Annotated in this window: 20 protein-coding genes and 1 tRNA gene; 8 read left to right on the forward strand and 13 right to left on the reverse strand. The window is 59.7% G+C overall.

The features are described 5' to 3' along the window. The first annotated feature begins 73 nt into the window (after window positions 1–73). Together BBG20_RS32975 and BBG20_RS22750 are read left to right on the forward strand one after the other, a co-directional pair. Window positions 74–232: a hypothetical protein gene (locus BBG20_RS32975; protein WP_168167070.1), complete on the forward strand. Its 159-nt coding sequence runs from the start codon at window positions 74–76 to the stop codon at window positions 230–232. 5 nt (window positions 233–237) lie between these two features. Further along, window positions 238–864, forward strand: coding sequence for a helix-turn-helix domain-containing protein (locus BBG20_RS22750; protein WP_065907409.1), 627 nt, complete (start codon window positions 238–240; stop codon window positions 862–864). A 55-nt stretch (window positions 865–919) separates the two neighbouring features. On the opposite strand, the gene BBG20_RS33250 is transcribed toward BBG20_RS22750, so the two are convergent. The 4 genes from BBG20_RS33250 to BBG20_RS22770 form a co-directional block, all read right to left on the reverse strand. Beyond that, window positions 920–1,432: a hypothetical protein gene (locus tag BBG20_RS33250; RefSeq protein ID WP_083221464.1), complete on the reverse strand. Its 513-nt coding sequence runs from the start codon at window positions 1,430–1,432 to the stop codon at window positions 920–922. Between the two features lie 269 nt (window positions 1,433–1,701). Continuing rightward, a complete protein-coding gene (locus BBG20_RS22760) occupies window positions 1,702–1,971 on the reverse strand; it encodes a hypothetical protein (RefSeq protein ID WP_065907411.1) in 270 nt (89 codons plus the stop codon). 130 nt (window positions 1,972–2,101) lie between these two features. Beyond that, complete coding sequence (locus BBG20_RS22765; protein ID WP_065907414.1) at window positions 2,102–2,578, reverse strand: GAF domain-containing protein; 477 nt, start codon at window positions 2,576–2,578, stop codon at window positions 2,102–2,104. Window positions 2,579–2,657: 79 nt separating this feature from the next. Then, complete coding sequence (locus BBG20_RS22770) at window positions 2,658–3,407, reverse strand: hypothetical protein (protein ID WP_065907416.1); 750 nt, start codon at window positions 3,405–3,407, stop codon at window positions 2,658–2,660. Between the two features lie 893 nt (window positions 3,408–4,300). Here BBG20_RS22770 and BBG20_RS22775 point away from each other — a divergent pair. The 4 genes from BBG20_RS22775 to BBG20_RS33255 all read left to right on the forward strand — a co-directional run bounded on the left by BBG20_RS22775 (window position 4,301) and on the right by BBG20_RS33255 (window position 6,645). Next, on the forward strand, window positions 4,301–4,684 hold the full coding sequence (locus BBG20_RS22775; RefSeq protein WP_065907419.1) for a DUF1090 family protein: 384 nt from the start codon (window positions 4,301–4,303) through the stop codon (window positions 4,682–4,684). Window positions 4,685–4,991: 307 nt separating this feature from the next. Continuing rightward, window positions 4,992–5,549: a hypothetical protein gene (locus BBG20_RS22780; RefSeq protein WP_065907422.1), complete on the forward strand. Its 558-nt coding sequence runs from the start codon at window positions 4,992–4,994 to the stop codon at window positions 5,547–5,549. A 148-nt stretch (window positions 5,550–5,697) separates the two neighbouring features. Beyond that, window positions 5,698–6,132 (forward strand): hypothetical protein, encoded by a 435-nt coding sequence (locus tag BBG20_RS22785; protein ID WP_065907425.1) that lies wholly within the window; start codon window positions 5,698–5,700, stop codon window positions 6,130–6,132. A gap of 273 nt (window positions 6,133–6,405) precedes the next feature. Then, on the forward strand, window positions 6,406–6,645 hold the full coding sequence (locus BBG20_RS33255; protein ID WP_083221466.1) for a Pathogenicity locus: 240 nt from the start codon (window positions 6,406–6,408) through the stop codon (window positions 6,643–6,645). A 169-nt stretch (window positions 6,646–6,814) separates the two neighbouring features. Here the strand turns inward: BBG20_RS33255 and BBG20_RS22790 are convergent. After that, a tRNA-Ser gene (locus BBG20_RS22790) sits at window positions 6,815–6,905 on the reverse strand. A 152-nt stretch (window positions 6,906–7,057) separates the two neighbouring features. On the opposite strand from BBG20_RS22790, the gene BBG20_RS22795 reads away from it, so the two are divergent. Further along, window positions 7,058–7,729, forward strand: a complete 672-nt coding sequence (locus BBG20_RS22795) for a Bax inhibitor-1/YccA family protein (protein WP_065907428.1) — start codon at window positions 7,058–7,060, stop codon at window positions 7,727–7,729. 63 nt (window positions 7,730–7,792) lie between these two features. On the opposite strand, the gene murB is transcribed toward BBG20_RS22795, so the two are convergent. The 8 genes from murB to BBG20_RS22835 all read right to left on the reverse strand — a co-directional run bounded on the left by murB (window position 7,793) and on the right by BBG20_RS22835 (window position 14,626). Beyond that, the gene (gene murB / locus BBG20_RS22800) at window positions 7,793–8,812 is read right to left on the reverse strand and encodes a UDP-N-acetylmuramate dehydrogenase (RefSeq protein WP_065907429.1); all 1,020 of its coding nucleotides are present in this window, start codon (window positions 8,810–8,812) and stop codon (window positions 7,793–7,795) included. Beyond that, a complete protein-coding gene (locus tag BBG20_RS22805; RefSeq protein WP_065907431.1) occupies window positions 8,809–9,273 on the reverse strand; it encodes a low molecular weight protein-tyrosine-phosphatase in 465 nt (154 codons plus the stop codon). The genes murB and BBG20_RS22805 overlap by 4 nt, the downstream gene beginning before the upstream one ends. Beyond that, window positions 9,273–10,037 (reverse strand): 3-deoxy-manno-octulosonate cytidylyltransferase, encoded by a 765-nt coding sequence (gene kdsB / locus BBG20_RS22810; RefSeq protein WP_065907433.1) that lies wholly within the window; start codon window positions 10,035–10,037, stop codon window positions 9,273–9,275. The genes BBG20_RS22805 and kdsB overlap by 1 nt, the downstream gene beginning before the upstream one ends. Further along, window positions 10,034–10,219: a Trm112 family protein gene (locus tag BBG20_RS22815; RefSeq protein WP_003174668.1), complete on the reverse strand. Its 186-nt coding sequence runs from the start codon at window positions 10,217–10,219 to the stop codon at window positions 10,034–10,036. Before BBG20_RS22815 ends, kdsB begins: the two co-directional genes overlap by 4 nt. 23 nt (window positions 10,220–10,242) lie before the next feature. Continuing rightward, window positions 10,243–11,253, reverse strand: coding sequence for a tetraacyldisaccharide 4'-kinase (gene lpxK / locus BBG20_RS22820; RefSeq protein WP_065907436.1), 1,011 nt, complete (start codon window positions 11,251–11,253; stop codon window positions 10,243–10,245). Beyond that, window positions 11,253–11,681: an ExbD/TolR family protein gene (locus tag BBG20_RS22825; protein WP_065907438.1), complete on the reverse strand. Its 429-nt coding sequence runs from the start codon at window positions 11,679–11,681 to the stop codon at window positions 11,253–11,255. The genes lpxK and BBG20_RS22825 overlap by 1 nt, the downstream gene beginning before the upstream one ends. Then, complete coding sequence (locus BBG20_RS22830; protein ID WP_065907440.1) at window positions 11,678–12,313, reverse strand: MotA/TolQ/ExbB proton channel family protein; 636 nt, start codon at window positions 12,311–12,313, stop codon at window positions 11,678–11,680. The genes BBG20_RS22825 and BBG20_RS22830 overlap by 4 nt, the downstream gene beginning before the upstream one ends. A gap of 87 nt (window positions 12,314–12,400) precedes the next feature. After that, window positions 12,401–14,626: a DNA internalization-related competence protein ComEC/Rec2 gene (locus BBG20_RS22835; RefSeq protein WP_065907442.1), complete on the reverse strand. Its 2,226-nt coding sequence runs from the start codon at window positions 14,624–14,626 to the stop codon at window positions 12,401–12,403. A 135-nt stretch (window positions 14,627–14,761) separates the two neighbouring features. Between BBG20_RS22835 and BBG20_RS22840 the strand changes: the two genes are divergently transcribed. Next, the gene (locus tag BBG20_RS22840) at window positions 14,762–15,277 is read left to right on the forward strand and encodes a DUF2062 domain-containing protein (protein ID WP_065907443.1); all 516 of its coding nucleotides are present in this window, start codon (window positions 14,762–14,764) and stop codon (window positions 15,275–15,277) included. The last annotated feature ends 1 nt before the right edge of the window (window position 15,278 follow it).

Below are 15,278 nucleotides of genomic sequence, written 5' to 3' on the forward strand. Positions count from 1 at the left end.
AGTATTTAAAGAAATAACCGGCAGGCATTACTGTGGAGCCACTGAACCAACCACGCCGCACGAGACTGCCCCCATGCAAACATCCGCCACCGTCATCGACTTCACGCTTCACCGCAAACGCCGCCAGGCGCGTGCCGCGGCCGAGCTGATGTGGGCGATGTACGCGGCGCGTGCCGGGCTGGCGGTGTTTACCGCACAGGCGACGCCGTCCAGCGATACTCGCCGGGCGTAAGGCCAATGAATTTCCTGCACGTGCTCCCCGAACCACCCGAACCCCTGCCCAAACCCTCTGTTGACGACGACGTGATCAGCTTGTGCGTCGCGCACAACCTGCAACGCCTGCGCAGCAAGCGCCATCTGTCACTGGATGGCCTGGCGCGTGTGTGCGGTGTCAGCCGGGCGATGCTGGCGCAGATTGAATCCGGGCGCAGCGTGCCGTCGATCAAGGTGCTGTGCAAGATCGCCAAGGGCTTGAAGGTGTCGGTCGCGGCGTTCCTGGAGGACCGCGCGTTCGAAGGCGTCGAGGTGCTGCCGGCACACCAGAGCAAACGCCTGGTGAGTGCCGACGGCGCGTTTACCAGCCGCGCGTTGTTTCCCTACGATACGGCGCGTCAGTCGGAGTTCTACGAGATTCGCCTGCGTGCGCTTGGCGAGGAAGTCTCCGAAGGCCACGGCCCCGGCATCCAGGAGAACCTGGTCGTGGCGCAAGGTGTGCTGGAGGTCAGTGTCAACGATGAGCGCTACCTGCTCTCCACCGGCGACTCGATCCTGTTTTATGCCGACCAGCCCCACCGCTACCGCAACCCGGCGGACAGCGAAGCCGTGGCGTTCCTGGTAATCACCTACCCCGAACGCCTGGATTAATCCCGGCAAAAAAAAACGCCCCGAATCATCGGGGCGTTTTTTATTGCGCTACCTGTCAGCAGGTGCAGCACATCATCGGCATGCCGTTGCAGCTCATCATCATCGGCATGGCGCAGTCGTTCATCATTTTGTTCATGAGCATGCAGCAGTTTTTCATCATGTCCATGCTCATGCCCGGCATCGGCATCATTTTGCACATCATGCCGTCAGCCTGCAGGGTGCATTCCATCACGCACTTCATCATCGGCATCATCATGCCCATCGACATCATCGGCATATTCATCGGCATATTCATGCCCGACATCATCGCCATGGTTTCGGCGGACATGCACATCATCGACATGTTGGCGCACTGCATCATCATCGGCATGCCGCAGTTCATCATCATCGCCATCATTTCGGCGTTGGTCTTGAACTGAGCCATGTCCATGCCTGCCGCCGGCTTCATGGTGCACATCATGGCGTCAGCGGCCATTTCGCATTTCATGGTGGCCATCATCATCGGCATGCCCATCATCGGCATCATTGGCATGGAAGTGTTCATCGGCATCTGCATTGCATTCATCATGTTCGAAACTCCGTAATCGACAGGAAATGAGTAAGTTCTGGGGCCGATTCTAGAGACGCCAGGCAGCGGCGCAAGACGGCGACAGAGCAGCAGGATCGGATGTTCGGAGGGAAGCTTAGTCGATCAAGACAGCTGTGCCGGCTGTGATGGTGGGCATTTCGTTGTTATCGCGTCGTGGATGTCCGTGACACGCGCCAATTCGACGTCATGGATATTCGATCCAGGCATGTCGTCCAATCTTATGGAAATAAACGGTCTAACGACGGCGTTCAATCGCTAGGCTGCGCCAGTAAGTCCAGCAATTCCTGCGCTTCTGATCCCGGCGCAAACCTGAACCCGTACATTTCTTCGGCGACGAGGATTTCAACCAGGGCACCCAGCAGCTGCGCTTCGGTTGGCGAACCTTGCAGCAGTGCGTGCGCGGGCAGTAACAGCTCCGCTGAAACACCCTGGACACTCGCGGCATCGATCACGGCAAAGAGCATAAAGCGCAGGCGTATTTCGCGGTCTGTCGGCCAAACCGTTTTTCGCTTACCCAAGGGAGGGCCTCATTTTTTCGGAAAAGTCCGAGGCTATTGCGCACTGAGGGGTGATTCAAGCGGCGGGATGCAAGATAGGCCGTTTCCTACAGATAAAAGAGACATAACCCAGCAAACCACCTTGATGGGTTCAGGCTCTGCTGCGCTGCAATTCCAGTGTAGTGCCGATGAGCCGTGTGAAGATGCTCAGGATTTCGAGCATTTGGGTGTTTTCAAACTGCCTGGGCAACACGTCCAACGCGCACAAGGTGCCAAAAAAAGTGCCGTCGGAGAACACGATGGGCAACGAGATATAGCTCTCGAAGCCATGCTCCTTGGGCAACGGGTGCTCCCAGAATACCGGGTCGCGACTGGCGTGCTCGATGACGATCGACTTGCGATTGGCGCGTAACTGGTTGCACAACGTGGCCTCCACGAGCAACTCGTCGCCGGCCTCCAGCCCGAACTGCAACTCGTCATGAACCGCACACGCCACCCAGTGCGTGTCCGTCATCTTGGAAATGGCTGAAAAGCGCATCCCGGTCAAACGCGAAGTCAGTCGCAAGATATTTGAAGTGGTTTCGATCTCTGTGATCGCGTCCAGCTCTTCAATGGTTAGATGTTTGATAACACGCTCCTCACATGACAGGTCTTACCCCTGCATCGGCCATTGGCGACGAGGCTTAAATCCACGCCGACGAAATGCATCACTGCACCGGCAGGAAATTCATCAGCAACAGGCTCTGCGCGTAATTGAGCCCAATGCGCCGGTAGCGTTCATCCAGCATCTGGGTCAACAGGTCGAGGCGCGCGACGATCTTGCCGAACTCCACGGCGAAGCTGAGGTTGCTGCCCTCCTCCGAAATTTCGTTGGAAAACAGCAGCAGCACGCCATTCGCATCCTGGCGCTTGCCGAGCAGCCAGGTGGCCTTCTCGATATTGCGCGCGGCGTTGCTGACGAACTGCGGGTTGATCGAGTCGGTGATGTAGAACTCGGTGCGGCCACCGTGGGCCGTCACAATCATGCTGCCGATGGCATAGATAAAGGCGCCGACCCGGTCGCCTTTGAACTCCGGACTCAGCGAATAACTCAACGCGGCCAAATCGCGGCGGTCGCCAAGGGCCGGCAGTGAGCGACGCTGCTCAATGGCCTGGCGTATTTCCCGCGCGGCGCTCACCGCATCCGGGTAACCCGACTGGCGCCACTGGTTGGGGTTGCGCAGGTAGAGCTTGTTCATCAGCAAATACAGGCTCTGCAAGTTGTCGCGCATGCCCAGGGTGGCCATGCGGTCGACACTCGTCTGGAAAAACTCATCGGGTTTACCATTGCTGAACTGCTTGGCGATATCTTGCCCTTGCTGCTGCGTACACCCGCCAACACAGAGCATTAACACTGCCGCCAGCCACAGTGGCTGGCGCCTCCATCGAATCTTGAATAACAGTAACGTGCGATCCATCGGCACCCGATCTGGTTCTCATGCGCCGCGCGGGGGATCGGCGGGGCTGCGACAAAGATAGATAGGAAAAATGCAAAAAAGTGCAATAGAGGCCGGCAGATAGTTGTAAACCGTACGCCTGGGGATCAAACGTGAAGAATTCGGCGCAGGCACTATACTCAGAGGAACAGTTGCGAGTGACTTTGGCGAGCCAAGGAAGATTGACAACACCCATCTCTCTCTTAACAGCAACTGTACTGGAGGGTCGCGGCGATGAAACACCCCATTAGAGCTCAAATCTTTGTTCAGGTAATTTGCTTGCTTTCGGTGGCTCAGCTTTTCTGCTGAGCAGTGCGTCACTGCCTTTTAACTCTGCTGCAGATGCGGCATGGAGGGCTGTTGCCGTTTACCTGGAATCGCGCCGATTACGCCCGCCAGGCAAACTGGCGCGTAGTGCGGTCCAAGGGATGTTAAGAACATGCACGCCAACCGCAGGCCCCGTTGAAGATTGCCCGGTGGCGCTGGACTCAAACCAGCCCCGGGCAAGCATAGACACCACTTCAGCGTCGCGGGCTCGGGAGCCTTGGTTTAGATAAATTACCGGGGTTCCTCGGATGAAGCCGAAATCCTTTTCAGGCATCAAACTTCGAACGACTCCGTCACTGCGAGGAAAACTTTCTCCGATTTGATAAGGCAGTCAAAGGAGTCCTCTTTCGATAGTGGCGTAATGACACTTCTGCAGCCATGCGTCGTGTACAACGTGAAAGGATTCACACTTATGGAACTTCAGCGTTGAAGGCCAATAACCGACCCAATAGTATTTTTCCCGCCCGGGCGCACCTCTTATACGGATATTGTTCTGCGCCAGCTCGGGACTTCTGCGTTGCGCAGGCAATAAAACATTGAGGTTTGCCATGCGTCTTTCCAAACTCGCACCCGCCGCCGCCCTGTTCAGCCTGTTCACCCTGCCCGCCCACGCTGCCGACCTGAGTGCCCTCACGGGTGCGCTGTCGTCTGCCCTCGGTGGTGCCAACAACAGCACCGTCAACGCCAATAACAGCAACAGTGCCTCCTGCCAGCAACAGGTTCGCGACCTGCAGGCAAACATCAACGCCGCCAATGCCAAGGGCGACACCTTGCGCGCAACCGCTTACCAGGCGGCGCTCACGCAAACCAACAAAAGCTGCAGCAACTCTGCCTACAACGCCCAGGCGCAGGTCGACACCAACCCGCAACGCCAGCAGAACGTCAACAAGGCGGCGGATGCTATCAACGCCATTGGCGGATTGTTCAAGTAGTCCGTAACACGCAGTGAAAAAGGCCCGCGAATGCGGGCTTTTTCATGGGCATCCGTCCATCCTGGACACCGCTGGAAGCGATAGATCTGGCGCGCTGTGTGGTGTGATTTGGAAACTTCGTCTGCCGGCGGCCAGCGTTCTAGGGCTGCGTAGATGCCTTGGCCAAACGGATGTGATCGGCGCATCCGTCCCCCCTAGGCATCAACATGCCACTAGCACATCTGTTCTATGTTACTGCCCCCATCATGATGCTAGTTTCTTGACCCCTTAGATAGCCACTTCGCAAGTTCAAGGAGTTGAACAACCGATGTCTTTTTATTCTGGAATCAATCAACGTCGTCTCCTATTGGTTGCGCTCCTATCAGTATTTACTTGCGCATGGGCCAATGACTCAAGTCCCACCGGAGATTGGTGGATCATCTACGGGGATGGCGCGCCCGGCAAGAATGTGACCTATGTCGCAGATCGAACTTCCGTGACGCCCTCTAAAAAAACCAAGGGAGCCCAGTTAGTCGCCGTTACTTTAGTTTATGAAGAACTGGGCAAGCCCATGATTGACGTCTACAACATGGAGGTCCAGTGCCCAACGCATAAGTTTCGATTTATCAATGGTCAATCTGTCTCGCGCATGGGTAGCCTACGGCACTTGAAAGTATCGGAAAAATGGCAGGACGTGAAAGCCCCCTGGGTCCAGCGCAGTGCTGAGTTCGTCTGCTCGCCGAAGAGCAAAGATATGATTGCGATGGGCAAGATGGAATATATGCAGATGATTAATATTACCCAGCAGATGTTCTTTAAGCTGGCGCCCATCCGCGAGAAAAGTCAGATGATGGAAGACCTGGACTCCATACTTGGCAATAAATAGCAACCGATCTGCACGCTGAGGCCGATGGACACTAACGGGTCGGCAGCGCGTCAACTTGAACGGGCATCGCGATGGGTAAGTATCCGCTAATCCCCAATACAGACATCAGATGTAGTTTTTTACTTTTAGCGAGACAGAGGGCGTCGGGATGGAAAAGTTGGCTAAAGCAGTGTTGCTGGGGATGGTCATTTCATCAGTACTGCTTTTGAATGGTTGTAGCACCATTGCCCAGTCCCGCTGGGAAGGGCGAGACCTCCAAGAGGCACTGGATTTATTTGGCAAGCCCGATTCAATGAAAAAGCAAACAGGCCCGAACGGCGAGGCGCTAGCGGTACTGACTTGGTATAAGTCCTCAAGTTGGACCAATACTGAAGCAGCAGGAACCTCGATGAACCACACGGGCAATGGCATGGTCTACACGGAACATTATCAAACGGTCGGACATAGCTCTTCTTGCAAACTTGAGGCGACGGTCAACAAAGCCAAAAAAATCGTACTTTTTAGAATCGAGGATGGGCGCATCCTCCATGGCAAGTGCACGAACGTCCCTTACGTACCTGGGTATATCCCCCCAGGCTTTTAAAACTGAGCCATCCAATGATAGATGGCTCACCGCGAGCTTCTGAGCGTCTCACCCAATTTATAGAGTGTGAGTCTGTCGATCTGAATGAAGCCCTTACAAGCTTCCGTGGAGAAGATAACTGCAACTGCGTTTGGGGTTTCGCCACCCACAGGTCCTGAGTATCCAAGCCAGAATTCCACTCCATCCTCCTTAACACGAGGATGCCGGCCTATTGAGGCACTCTCTAGCGTCGGGCACACTCACGTGGACTCGTCGGTAAAAAAGGAATTTACAGTGCCGTTTTCATTGGATGAAAGAACCGCTCTGCTCGCACTCAAAGGTATAGGGCCAACGGTAATGACTCGACTTGAGCAAATGGGTATCGAATCGCTCGCCGAACTTCGCAAATCAGATGTAGGTGACATCCTGGCTCGAGCATCCGCGGCATTAGGCTCCACTTGCTGGAAGAACAGCCCTCAAGCCAGAGCAGCCATCACCGCCGCAGTGGAGCTTGCGAAGAGCTCTACAGATTAAATCCCGGCCCGGTGCAGACATGCTGGGGGAGACCCTGAAACCGACCCGCTGATATCGAGTTGCGGAAACCGCCTGAGACGATGCGCAAACGATCGGGGCTTTAACTAAAAGAGCCGCCAACCGCCAGAAACACAAAAGCCCCGCAATCGCGGGGCTTTCGTTTGAATCTTGGCGGGAAACCAGGGATTCGAACCCTGGAGACGCTATTAACGTCCGCCGGTTTTCAAGACCGGTGCATTCAACCACTCTGCCAATTTCCCTTGTGCATCACAGGATTATAGTAGCCTATCCCGTCTCAGCGGGCGCCATAATACCCGAATGAAACACACTGTCAAACTCTCGCCATCGCTTGTTACAGAGCGTCTGTTATGATCTTTGCGACTGAACGTTTCAAAACCGAAGGAGTGTCGCCATGCGCGAACAGAATTACGCAGTGAATGGTAACGCGCAGGCTGAGCAGCTTGAAGTCAGCCGCGTGTTGCGCAACACCTATGGCTTGCTTGCCCTCACCCTCGCCTTCAGCGGCGTGATGGCGTTCGTGGCTCAACAGATGCGCGTCGGCTACCCGAACATCTTTGTCGTGCTGATCGGCTTCTACGGTCTGTTCTTCCTGACCAACAAGCTGCGTGACTCGGCCTGGGGCCTGGTGTCGGCGTTTGCCTTGACCGGTTTCATGGGCTTTATCCTCGGCCCGATCCTCAACCGTTACCTCGGCATGGCCGGCGGCGCGGAAGTGGTCAGCTCGGCGTTTGCCATGACGGCCCTGGTGTTTGGTGGTCTGTCGGCCTACGTGCTGATTACCCGCAAGGACATGAGCTTCCTGGGTGGCTTCATCACCGCGGGCTTCTTCGTACTGCTGGCCGCCGTGCTCGCCAGCATGTTCTTCCAGATCAGCGGCCTGCAACTGGCGATCAGCGCAGGTTTTGTGCTGTTCTCCTCGGTGTGCATCCTGTTCCAGACCAGCGCCATCATCCACGGCGGTGAGCGCAACTACATCATGGCGACCATCAGCCTGTATGTGTCGATCTACAACCTGTTTATCAGCCTGTTGCAGATCTTCGGCATCATGAGCCGCGATGACTGATTCATCCGCGCAATAAAAAATGCCCCGTATCGAAAGATACGGGGCATTTTTGTTTTCAGCGGTTCAGTACTGGTTGGGTTCCATTTCCAGGTCGACCTTGAATCGCTCGGCGATATCCTGCTGGATACGCCTGGCCAGGTTGGCAATGTCGTGCCCTGACGCAGCGCCATAGTTGACCAGCACCAGCGCCTGCAACTTGTGCACGCCCGCATCGCCTTCGCGAAAGCCCTTCCAGCCTGCCTTGTCGATCAGCCAGCCGGCAGCGAGTTTCATCTGCCCATCGGCCTGGGGATACGCCACCAGGTCCGGGTACAGCTCCTGCAGCTCCGCAGCCAGCGCCTGGGACACCAACGGGTTCTTGAAGAAGCTGCCGGCATTGCCAAGCTCCGCCGGGTCCGGCAGTTTCTCGCGACGAATGCTGCAGATTGCCCGACTGACATCACTTGGCGTCGCCTCGGTGATGCCCTGCACGGCCAGGCGCTGCTGCACCGGGCCGTAGTCGAGCTTGAGGTGGCTGGCGCGACTCAGGGCAAAGCGCACCCGCAGGATCAGCCAGCGCCCGGTCTCGTGTTTGAACAGGCTGTCGCGGTAGGCAAAGTTGCACTCTGGCAGGCTGAAATCGCGCAGCTCGCCCGTGTGCCGGTCCAGGGCAGTCAGGCCGGCGAATACGTCCTTGATCTCTACACCGTAGGCACCGATGTTCTGCATGGGGGCAGCGCCCACCGTACCAGGGATCAGGCTGAGGTTTTCCAGACCGCAGAAGCCCTGCGCCAGGGTCCACAGCACGAATGGGTGCCAGGCTTCGCCCGCTTCGGCTTCAACCACCACCTGCACGCCGTCATCGCTGAGCACGCGGATGCCTTGGGTGGCCATACGCAGGACCAGTGCAGGAATATCCTGGGTCAGCAGCAGGTTGCTGCCGCCACCGATGACCAGCACCGGCAATGCCTTTGCGGCGCCGTAGGCCAGGGCCTCGCGCACGTCGTCATCGCTGTGCGCTTCGGCGAACAGTTGGGCACGCACATCGATGCCAAAGCTGTTGAATGGCTTGAGCGATACCTGCGAAAGCACCTGCAAGGTCATAACCGCCCCTTCAATTCGATCACCAATAAGTCACAGGCGCGCTCGATCAGGTCCAGCACCCGCTCGAAGCCTTGCTCGCCTTCGTAGTAAGGGTCCGGCACTTCGTCGACTTCAGCATCAAAGCGGCGCAGGAACAGGTCCAGCTCGGCCTTGCCCTGCGCTGGCTGCAGGGCCTTGAGGTTGCGCAGGTTGCTGTTGTCCATCGCGAGGATCAGGTCATAGCGCGCAAAGTCGGCACGTGATACCTGCTGGGCACGTTGCGCCGACAGGTCGTAGCCGCGAACCAACGCTGCACGCTGGCTGCGCTGGTCGGGCGGGTTGCCGATATGCCATTCACCGGTACCGGCCGAGGCCACTTCCACCTGCCCCGCCAGCCCGGCTTCGCGCAATTTATGGCGCAGCACACCTTCGGCAGTCGGCGAGCGGCAGATATTGCCCAGGCAGACAAACAGAACTTCCATCAAGCCCCCAGCAGGCGCCGGACGCGCTCAAGGTCTTCCGGGGTATCGACGCCGGCAGGAGGCGCTTCCAGGGCATCGCCCACGTGAATACGCACGCCGTGCCACAGGGCACGCAGTTGTTCCAGCGATTCGGTGTTTTCCAGCCAGCACGGGCCCCAGCTGACGAAGTCATGCAGGAAGCCGGCGCGATAGGCGTAGATGCCGATATGGCGGCGATACGGCACGCCTTGCGGCAACACGCCAGGCTGCTTGGCAAAGGCATCGCGTGCCCACGGCAAGGTCGAACGGCTGAACGTCAGCGCCAGGCCATTGATGTCACTGACCACCTTGACCACATTGGGGTTGAACAGTGTGTCGATGTCTTCGATCGGCTCGGCCAGCGTGGCCATACGCGCTTCGCCATGGGCGGCCAGGTTGGCGGCCACCTGATCGATCACGCTCGGCGGGATCAGCGGCTCGTCCCCCTGCACGTTGACCACGATCGCATCCGGGGCCAGGCCCAGCTTGGTGGCCACTTCAGCCAGGCGGTCGGTGCCGGAATTGTGGTCCTCGCGGGTCAACACCGCTTCGGCGCCGAAACCCTTGCAGGCGTCGATGATGCGTGGATCATCGGTAGCCACCACCACGCGCTCGGCGCTGCTCTTGCAGGCCTGTTCCCACACCAGCTGGATCATCGGCTTGTGGCCGATCAGTTGCAGCGGTTTGCCCGGAAGCCGGGTCGAGGCGTAGCGCGACGGAATGACAACGGTGAAGGCTGTGGTCATTTATCCAGGCGCTCGTCGGTGGTCAGGGTGCGGGCTTCGCTTTCCAGCATCACCGGGATGCCATCACGGATCGGGTAAGCCAGGCCGGCGCCTTTGCTGATCAGCTCGGTTTTGTCGGCGCTGAGCTTGAGCGGGCCTTTGCAGATCGGGCAAGCGAGGATGTCGAGCAATTTGGTGTCCATGAGTGTTTCCTGGATAACGGCGTTTAAGGCAAGAGACGAGCGGGCAGCAGACGCATCAACTGCGTGTCGAACCAGGCGACGAACGCTGGCGACGGCACGGCATCCACTGCAAGGTACCACCAGTCTGGCCGGGCAAAGGCGCGGCACTTCACCGCGTCCTTCTCGGTCATGACCAGCGGCAATGACGGCGTAAAGTTCAGGACCTCGGCGCTGTAGGGCGCGTGGTCGGCAAAAGCATGGGGTATTGGTTGCCAGTGTAGCGTTTCAAGGGTATTGAAGAAACGTTGCGGGTTGCCGATGCCGGCGACCGCGTGCACCTGCTGGCCCGCCGGGAAGTAATCGACCGGCTGGCGCTCGCCGCTCTGCAGGTTGACCAATGCGCTGGGTTGCAGGCGAAAGGCGAAGCCGTCCTCACGGTCCGAGACGGCGCCGTTGTACAGCAACGCATCGACACTCTGCAGGCGCTCCACCGGCTCGCGCAACGGTCCGGCCGGCAGGCAACGTCGATTGCCCAGGCCACGGGCGGCATCGATCAGTACCAGTTCCAGGTCACGGGCCAGGCGGTAATGCTGCAGGCCGTCGTCGGAGAGGATCAGGTCCAGGGTTTCACTCGCCAGCAGGGCCCGGACCGCGCGACTGCGGTCGGGGTCGATCATCAATGGGACACCGCAGCGCTGCACGATCAATAGCGGCTCATCACCAGCCACGTCGGCGCTGTGGCTGGCCTCGACCCGCCACGGCAGCTGCGGCGGCTTGGCACCATACCCACGACTGACCACGCCAACGCGCAAACCGCTGCGCCGGCAGTGTTCGATCAGCCACAGGATCAACGGCGTCTTGCCGGTGCCACCCACGGTGATATTGCCGACCACCACCACCGGCACAGGCGACTGGTAGATCTCGCCCTCGCCCGCCAGGAATCGCGCACGCTTGCGCTGCACCACGCGGCGATACAGGGATTCCAGCGGCCGCAACAGGGCGAGCGCCGGATGACCGGTGTACCAGGCCTTGAGCAAACGATCGGACATGGCCATCAGGGTTGGCTCGCCGCCTCGACGGTGGTCATGCGCAGATGGCTGAAGCCGAGCTTGCCGGCCGCGTCCATGGCGGTGATCACGGCCTGGTGCTGGGTCTTGCCGTCTGCACTGATCGACAGCGGCATCTTGGTATCACCGCCGGATTCCTTCTGCAGCGCGTCCATCAGGCTGTTGAGGTCGTTTTTCTCGAGCAACTGGTTATTCACCGAGAACACCCCGTCGGCGCTGATGGCGATGTCGAGTTGCTTGACTTGCTGGTCTTCGGCCGGCGAACCGCTCACGGCTTCCGGCAAGTCGACACGCAGCTGGGTTTGTCGGGTGAACGTGGTGGTGACGACAAAAAACAGCAGCAGGATGAACACCACGTCGATCAGCGACGCGAGGTTGATATCGACATTTTCCCGTTGCTTGCGGCGAAATTTCACGCTCTGCCCTCGACCAGGTCCACATCACGGTCGCCTTGCACCACTTCCACCAACTTGATGGCTTCCTGCTCCATGCCAACCACCAGTTCATCGATGCGGCGTTGCAGGAAGCGATGGAAGAACACCGAAGGAATACCGACCATCAGGCCTGCGGCCGTGGTGATCAAGGCCTTGGAAATACCACCGGCCAGCACCGCGGCGTTGGTGGTCATGCCCGAGCCCATGAACGAGCTGAAAATATCGATCATGCCCAATACCGTGCCCAGCAGCCCCAGCAACGGCGCCATGGCGGCGATGGTGCCGAGGGCGTTGATATAGCGTTCCAGTTCATGGATGACGCGGGCCGCGGCTTCCTCGATGCACTCTTTCATGATCTCGCGACCATGCTTGGAGTTGGCCAGGCCTGCGGCGAGGATCTCACCCAGCGGCGAGTTGGCCCGCAGCTCCTTGAGCTTGTCCTTGTCCAACTGTTTGTTCTTGATCCAGCCCCAGACCTGCCCCAGCAGATGCTCGGGGGTGACGCGACTGGCGCGCAGGGTCCACAGGCGTTCGGCGACGATGCCGAGTGCGGCGATGGAACTCATGATGATCGGCAACATCATCCAGCCGCCGGATTTGACCAATTCCCACACAGTGAATGTCCCCTCGAAAAAGTGCGCCACTTTACCATATAGGTTCGCCGGCGGGGTCCGCCGGCCATGCAGCGGTCGACGGTACGATCAGGGTAACCCCTCGCGCCAGAACCGGCGTTGACTGCGCGCAACGACCGGTGCTGCAAAGGCCCCCAGCTGCAGGCGCACGGCCCCCTGCTCGGCACTGTCGTAGACCTGGCTGCCCAGCGCCTGATAGCGCTGCAGCACCTGCGGATGGGGATGGCCGAACGCGTTGCCACGCCCCCGCGATATCAGCACCGAACCGGGTGCCAATCGTTGCAGGAAGGCCTTCGAAGACGAACTGCGGCTGCCATGGTGGGGCGCTTGCAGCCAATCGGTCGGCACGGCCAGCGGCGAAGCCAGGAAAGCCTGTTCGGCGGCGCGATCAATGTCGCCGGTGAGCAACAGGCGCTCGCCATTCGCCTGCACCTGCAACACGCAGGACTTCGCGTTACCGTTGTCGGCGCCTGGCCATTGCCACAGCTCGAATGAAACACCGTCCCACTGCCATTGCTCACCGCTGACGCAAGGCTGGGTGCCGAGGAACGCCGGCAGGCCTTCGACTTCACCGCCCACCACACGCTGGATCGGCATGCCCCTGGCAATCGCCGCCGCGCCACCCGCGTGATCCGCATCGGCATGGCTGAGCAACATCATGTCGAGCCTGTCGACCCCGAACTTTCGCAGCGACGGCAGCACCACCCGCGCGCCGAGGTCAAATGTTCCCGTACGCGGGCCGGCATCGTAGAGCAAGGTGTGATGGCGGGTTCGCAGGATCAGGGATTGCCCCTGCCCGACATCCAGCTGAACCACTTCCACCTGCCCATGGGGCACCCGCTCCTGCGGCGGAAAGACGGCAAGCAGCAGCATCGGCAACCCCAGCAGGCGCAACGGCACACCGTTGGGCAACAACAGCAACACCGTGCCCAGCAGGCTCAACCACCAGTAACCCAGCGGCACCTCGGCCGGGACCCACGCCGGCTGCAGTCCGGCGAGCCAGGCCAGGCCCTCGAACAGCCCGGCCAATGCACCGCCGGCCAGCCACAACAGGCTCTCCCCCAACCACGGCAACGGCAGCAAGGCCGTCCCCAGCAAGGCCAGCGGCAATACCACCAGGCTGATCCAGGGCACCGCCACCAGATTGGCCAACGGTGCACTCAGGCTGATCGGCAACCCCAGCACCAGCAATACCGGAAACAGGCCGATGGCGATCAGCCACTGCGGTCGGGTCCATGCCTGCCACACACTCCAGGGCCCCAGCCGCCCGGCGAAGGCCAGGATCAGCACCGCCACCGCGGCAAAGGACAACCAGAAGCCTGGCTGCAAACTGGCCAATGGCTCCAGGATCAGCACGCCATTAAGCGCCAGCAACAATGGCCACCACACCCCCAGGTGACGAAAGCGCAAACGCCACACCAGCACCAATCCGACCATCACACACGCACGCTGGACCGGCACGCCGAACCCTGCCAACAGGCCGTACCCCAGGGCTGCGCCGAATGCCAGGCCGCACGCCCATGGCAGCCACGGCCAGGTACGCGGCCAGCACCCGTAGCGCGCCAACCCGGCGATCAGTCCGTAGACCAGCCCCGCCAGCAGGCCGATATGCTGGCCGGAAATCACCAGCAGGTGCACGGTGCCAGTAGCCTGCAAGACTTGCCAATCTTCGGCCGCCAACCCCGAACCGTCGCCCAACACCAACGCAGCCAGGCCCGCCTCGCGACCTTGGGCATCCACCGCCATCAGGCGTTGGCGCACGCTGTCGCGCCAGGCATTGCGCGCCGGCGCCAGGCGCTCGCCGTCCTTCACCGACGCGGTGGCACCGATGCGCTGGGCCAACAGCCAGGCCTCTTGATCGAACCCATGAAAATTCAGCAGGCCCGAGGGCCGCTTGAGGCTGACTGCCAGGCGCCAGCGCTCGCCACTGCGCACCTCGGGCCCGCCCCGCCAGGACACGCGAATACGCTTGGGCAGCCGCGCCTTTCGCGAGCGGCTGTCGGTCAGTTCAAAACGTACGCCCTCGCCGGTTCGTTGCGGTAACCCGGTGACCCGCCCTTCGACCCAGCGGGTCTGGCCGTCCAGCGCCGGGTCGAGACGATCATCCAGGGCCGATTGCGCGCTGAGGCAAGCCCAGCTCAAACCGAACAGCAAGAACGCCAGCGGGTAGGTGCGAAACGGCAACAGCATCAGCGCCACCACCAGCAGCATCACCAGCCACCCGGTCGATGGCAGCGCCGGTAACCAACGCAAGGCCAGTAACCCCAGCGCCAGCGCAAACATCCCTGTCTTCATGAATCATCCTTTGCAAGTGATCCACTCAGTCTTAGCGGGTTGCCGGGCAGCGCCTATGATGTTTTGTCACAAAGTCTGAATTTTCTGTTTATAGAATGCGGGCATACTTGCCCCTCGAACTGACCTGGACCCCTTATGCCCCGGCGCTTATTCAAACGGTACATGCCCGACCCGACCAGTATCAGGGAACACAAGTCATTACAGTTTCTCGGCACGCTGCTGCATGACCCGAACCTCTGGCACCTGAACCGGCACTCGGTGGCCCGGGCCATGGCGGTCGGCCTGTTCGCGGCCTTTATCCCGATCCCGTTGCAGATGCTGCTGGCGGCGATTCTGGCGATTACGGTGCGCGGCAATATGCCCATCGCCGTCAGCCTGGTGTGGCTGACCAACCCGATCACCATGCCGGTGGTGTTTATCTGCACCTACCTGACCGGCGCGTGGCTGATGAATGTACCGCCACGCAGCCTGCCCGATGACCTCACCTGGGAATGGATCAGCAGCCAACTGAGTACCTTGTGGCAGCCCTTCCTACTGGGTTCGGTGGTATTGGGGCTGGTGTTGGGGGCGCTGGCCTATTGCCTGACCATGCTCTATTGGCGCTGGTGGGTGGCGCACCAATGGAAGAAACGCAAACAGCGTCGCGCGTAAG

Source organism: Pseudomonas aylmerensis (assembly GCF_001702265.1).
Lineage (GTDB): Bacteria > Pseudomonadota > Gammaproteobacteria > Pseudomonadales > Pseudomonadaceae > Aquipseudomonas > Aquipseudomonas aylmerensis.

Coding starts and splice junctions, on each gene's coding strand:
- BBG20_RS32975 (WP_168167070.1), top strand. CDS start 74: ATGCAAACATCCGCCACCGTCATCGACTTCACGCTTCACCGCAAACGC.
- BBG20_RS22750 (WP_065907409.1), top strand. CDS start 238: ATGAATTTCCTGCACGTGCTCCCCGAACCACCCGAACCCCTGCCCAAA.
- BBG20_RS33250 (WP_083221464.1), bottom strand. CDS start 1,432: ATGATGAATGCAATGCAGATGCCGATGAACACTTCCATGCCAATGATG.
- BBG20_RS22770 (WP_065907416.1), bottom strand. CDS start 3,407: ATGGATCGCACGTTACTGTTATTCAAGATTCGATGGAGGCGCCAGCCA.
- BBG20_RS22775 (WP_065907419.1), top strand. CDS start 4,301: ATGCGTCTTTCCAAACTCGCACCCGCCGCCGCCCTGTTCAGCCTGTTC.
- BBG20_RS22780 (WP_065907422.1), top strand. CDS start 4,992: ATGTCTTTTTATTCTGGAATCAATCAACGTCGTCTCCTATTGGTTGCG.
- BBG20_RS22785 (WP_065907425.1), top strand. CDS start 5,698: ATGGAAAAGTTGGCTAAAGCAGTGTTGCTGGGGATGGTCATTTCATCA.
- BBG20_RS22795 (WP_065907428.1), top strand. CDS start 7,058: ATGCGCGAACAGAATTACGCAGTGAATGGTAACGCGCAGGCTGAGCAG.
- murB (WP_065907429.1), bottom strand. CDS start 8,812: ATGACCTTGCAGGTGCTTTCGCAGGTATCGCTCAAGCCATTCAACAGC.
- BBG20_RS22805 (WP_065907431.1), bottom strand. CDS start 9,273: ATGGAAGTTCTGTTTGTCTGCCTGGGCAATATCTGCCGCTCGCCGACT.
- kdsB (WP_065907433.1), bottom strand. CDS start 10,037: ATGACCACAGCCTTCACCGTTGTCATTCCGTCGCGCTACGCCTCGACC.
- BBG20_RS22815 (WP_003174668.1), bottom strand. CDS start 10,219: ATGGACACCAAATTGCTCGACATCCTCGCTTGCCCGATCTGCAAAGGC.
- lpxK (WP_065907436.1), bottom strand. CDS start 11,253: ATGGCCATGTCCGATCGTTTGCTCAAGGCCTGGTACACCGGTCATCCG.
- BBG20_RS22835 (WP_065907442.1), bottom strand. CDS start 14,626: ATGAAGACAGGGATGTTTGCGCTGGCGCTGGGGTTACTGGCCTTGCGT.
- BBG20_RS22840 (WP_065907443.1), top strand. CDS start 14,762: ATGCCCCGGCGCTTATTCAAACGGTACATGCCCGACCCGACCAGTATC.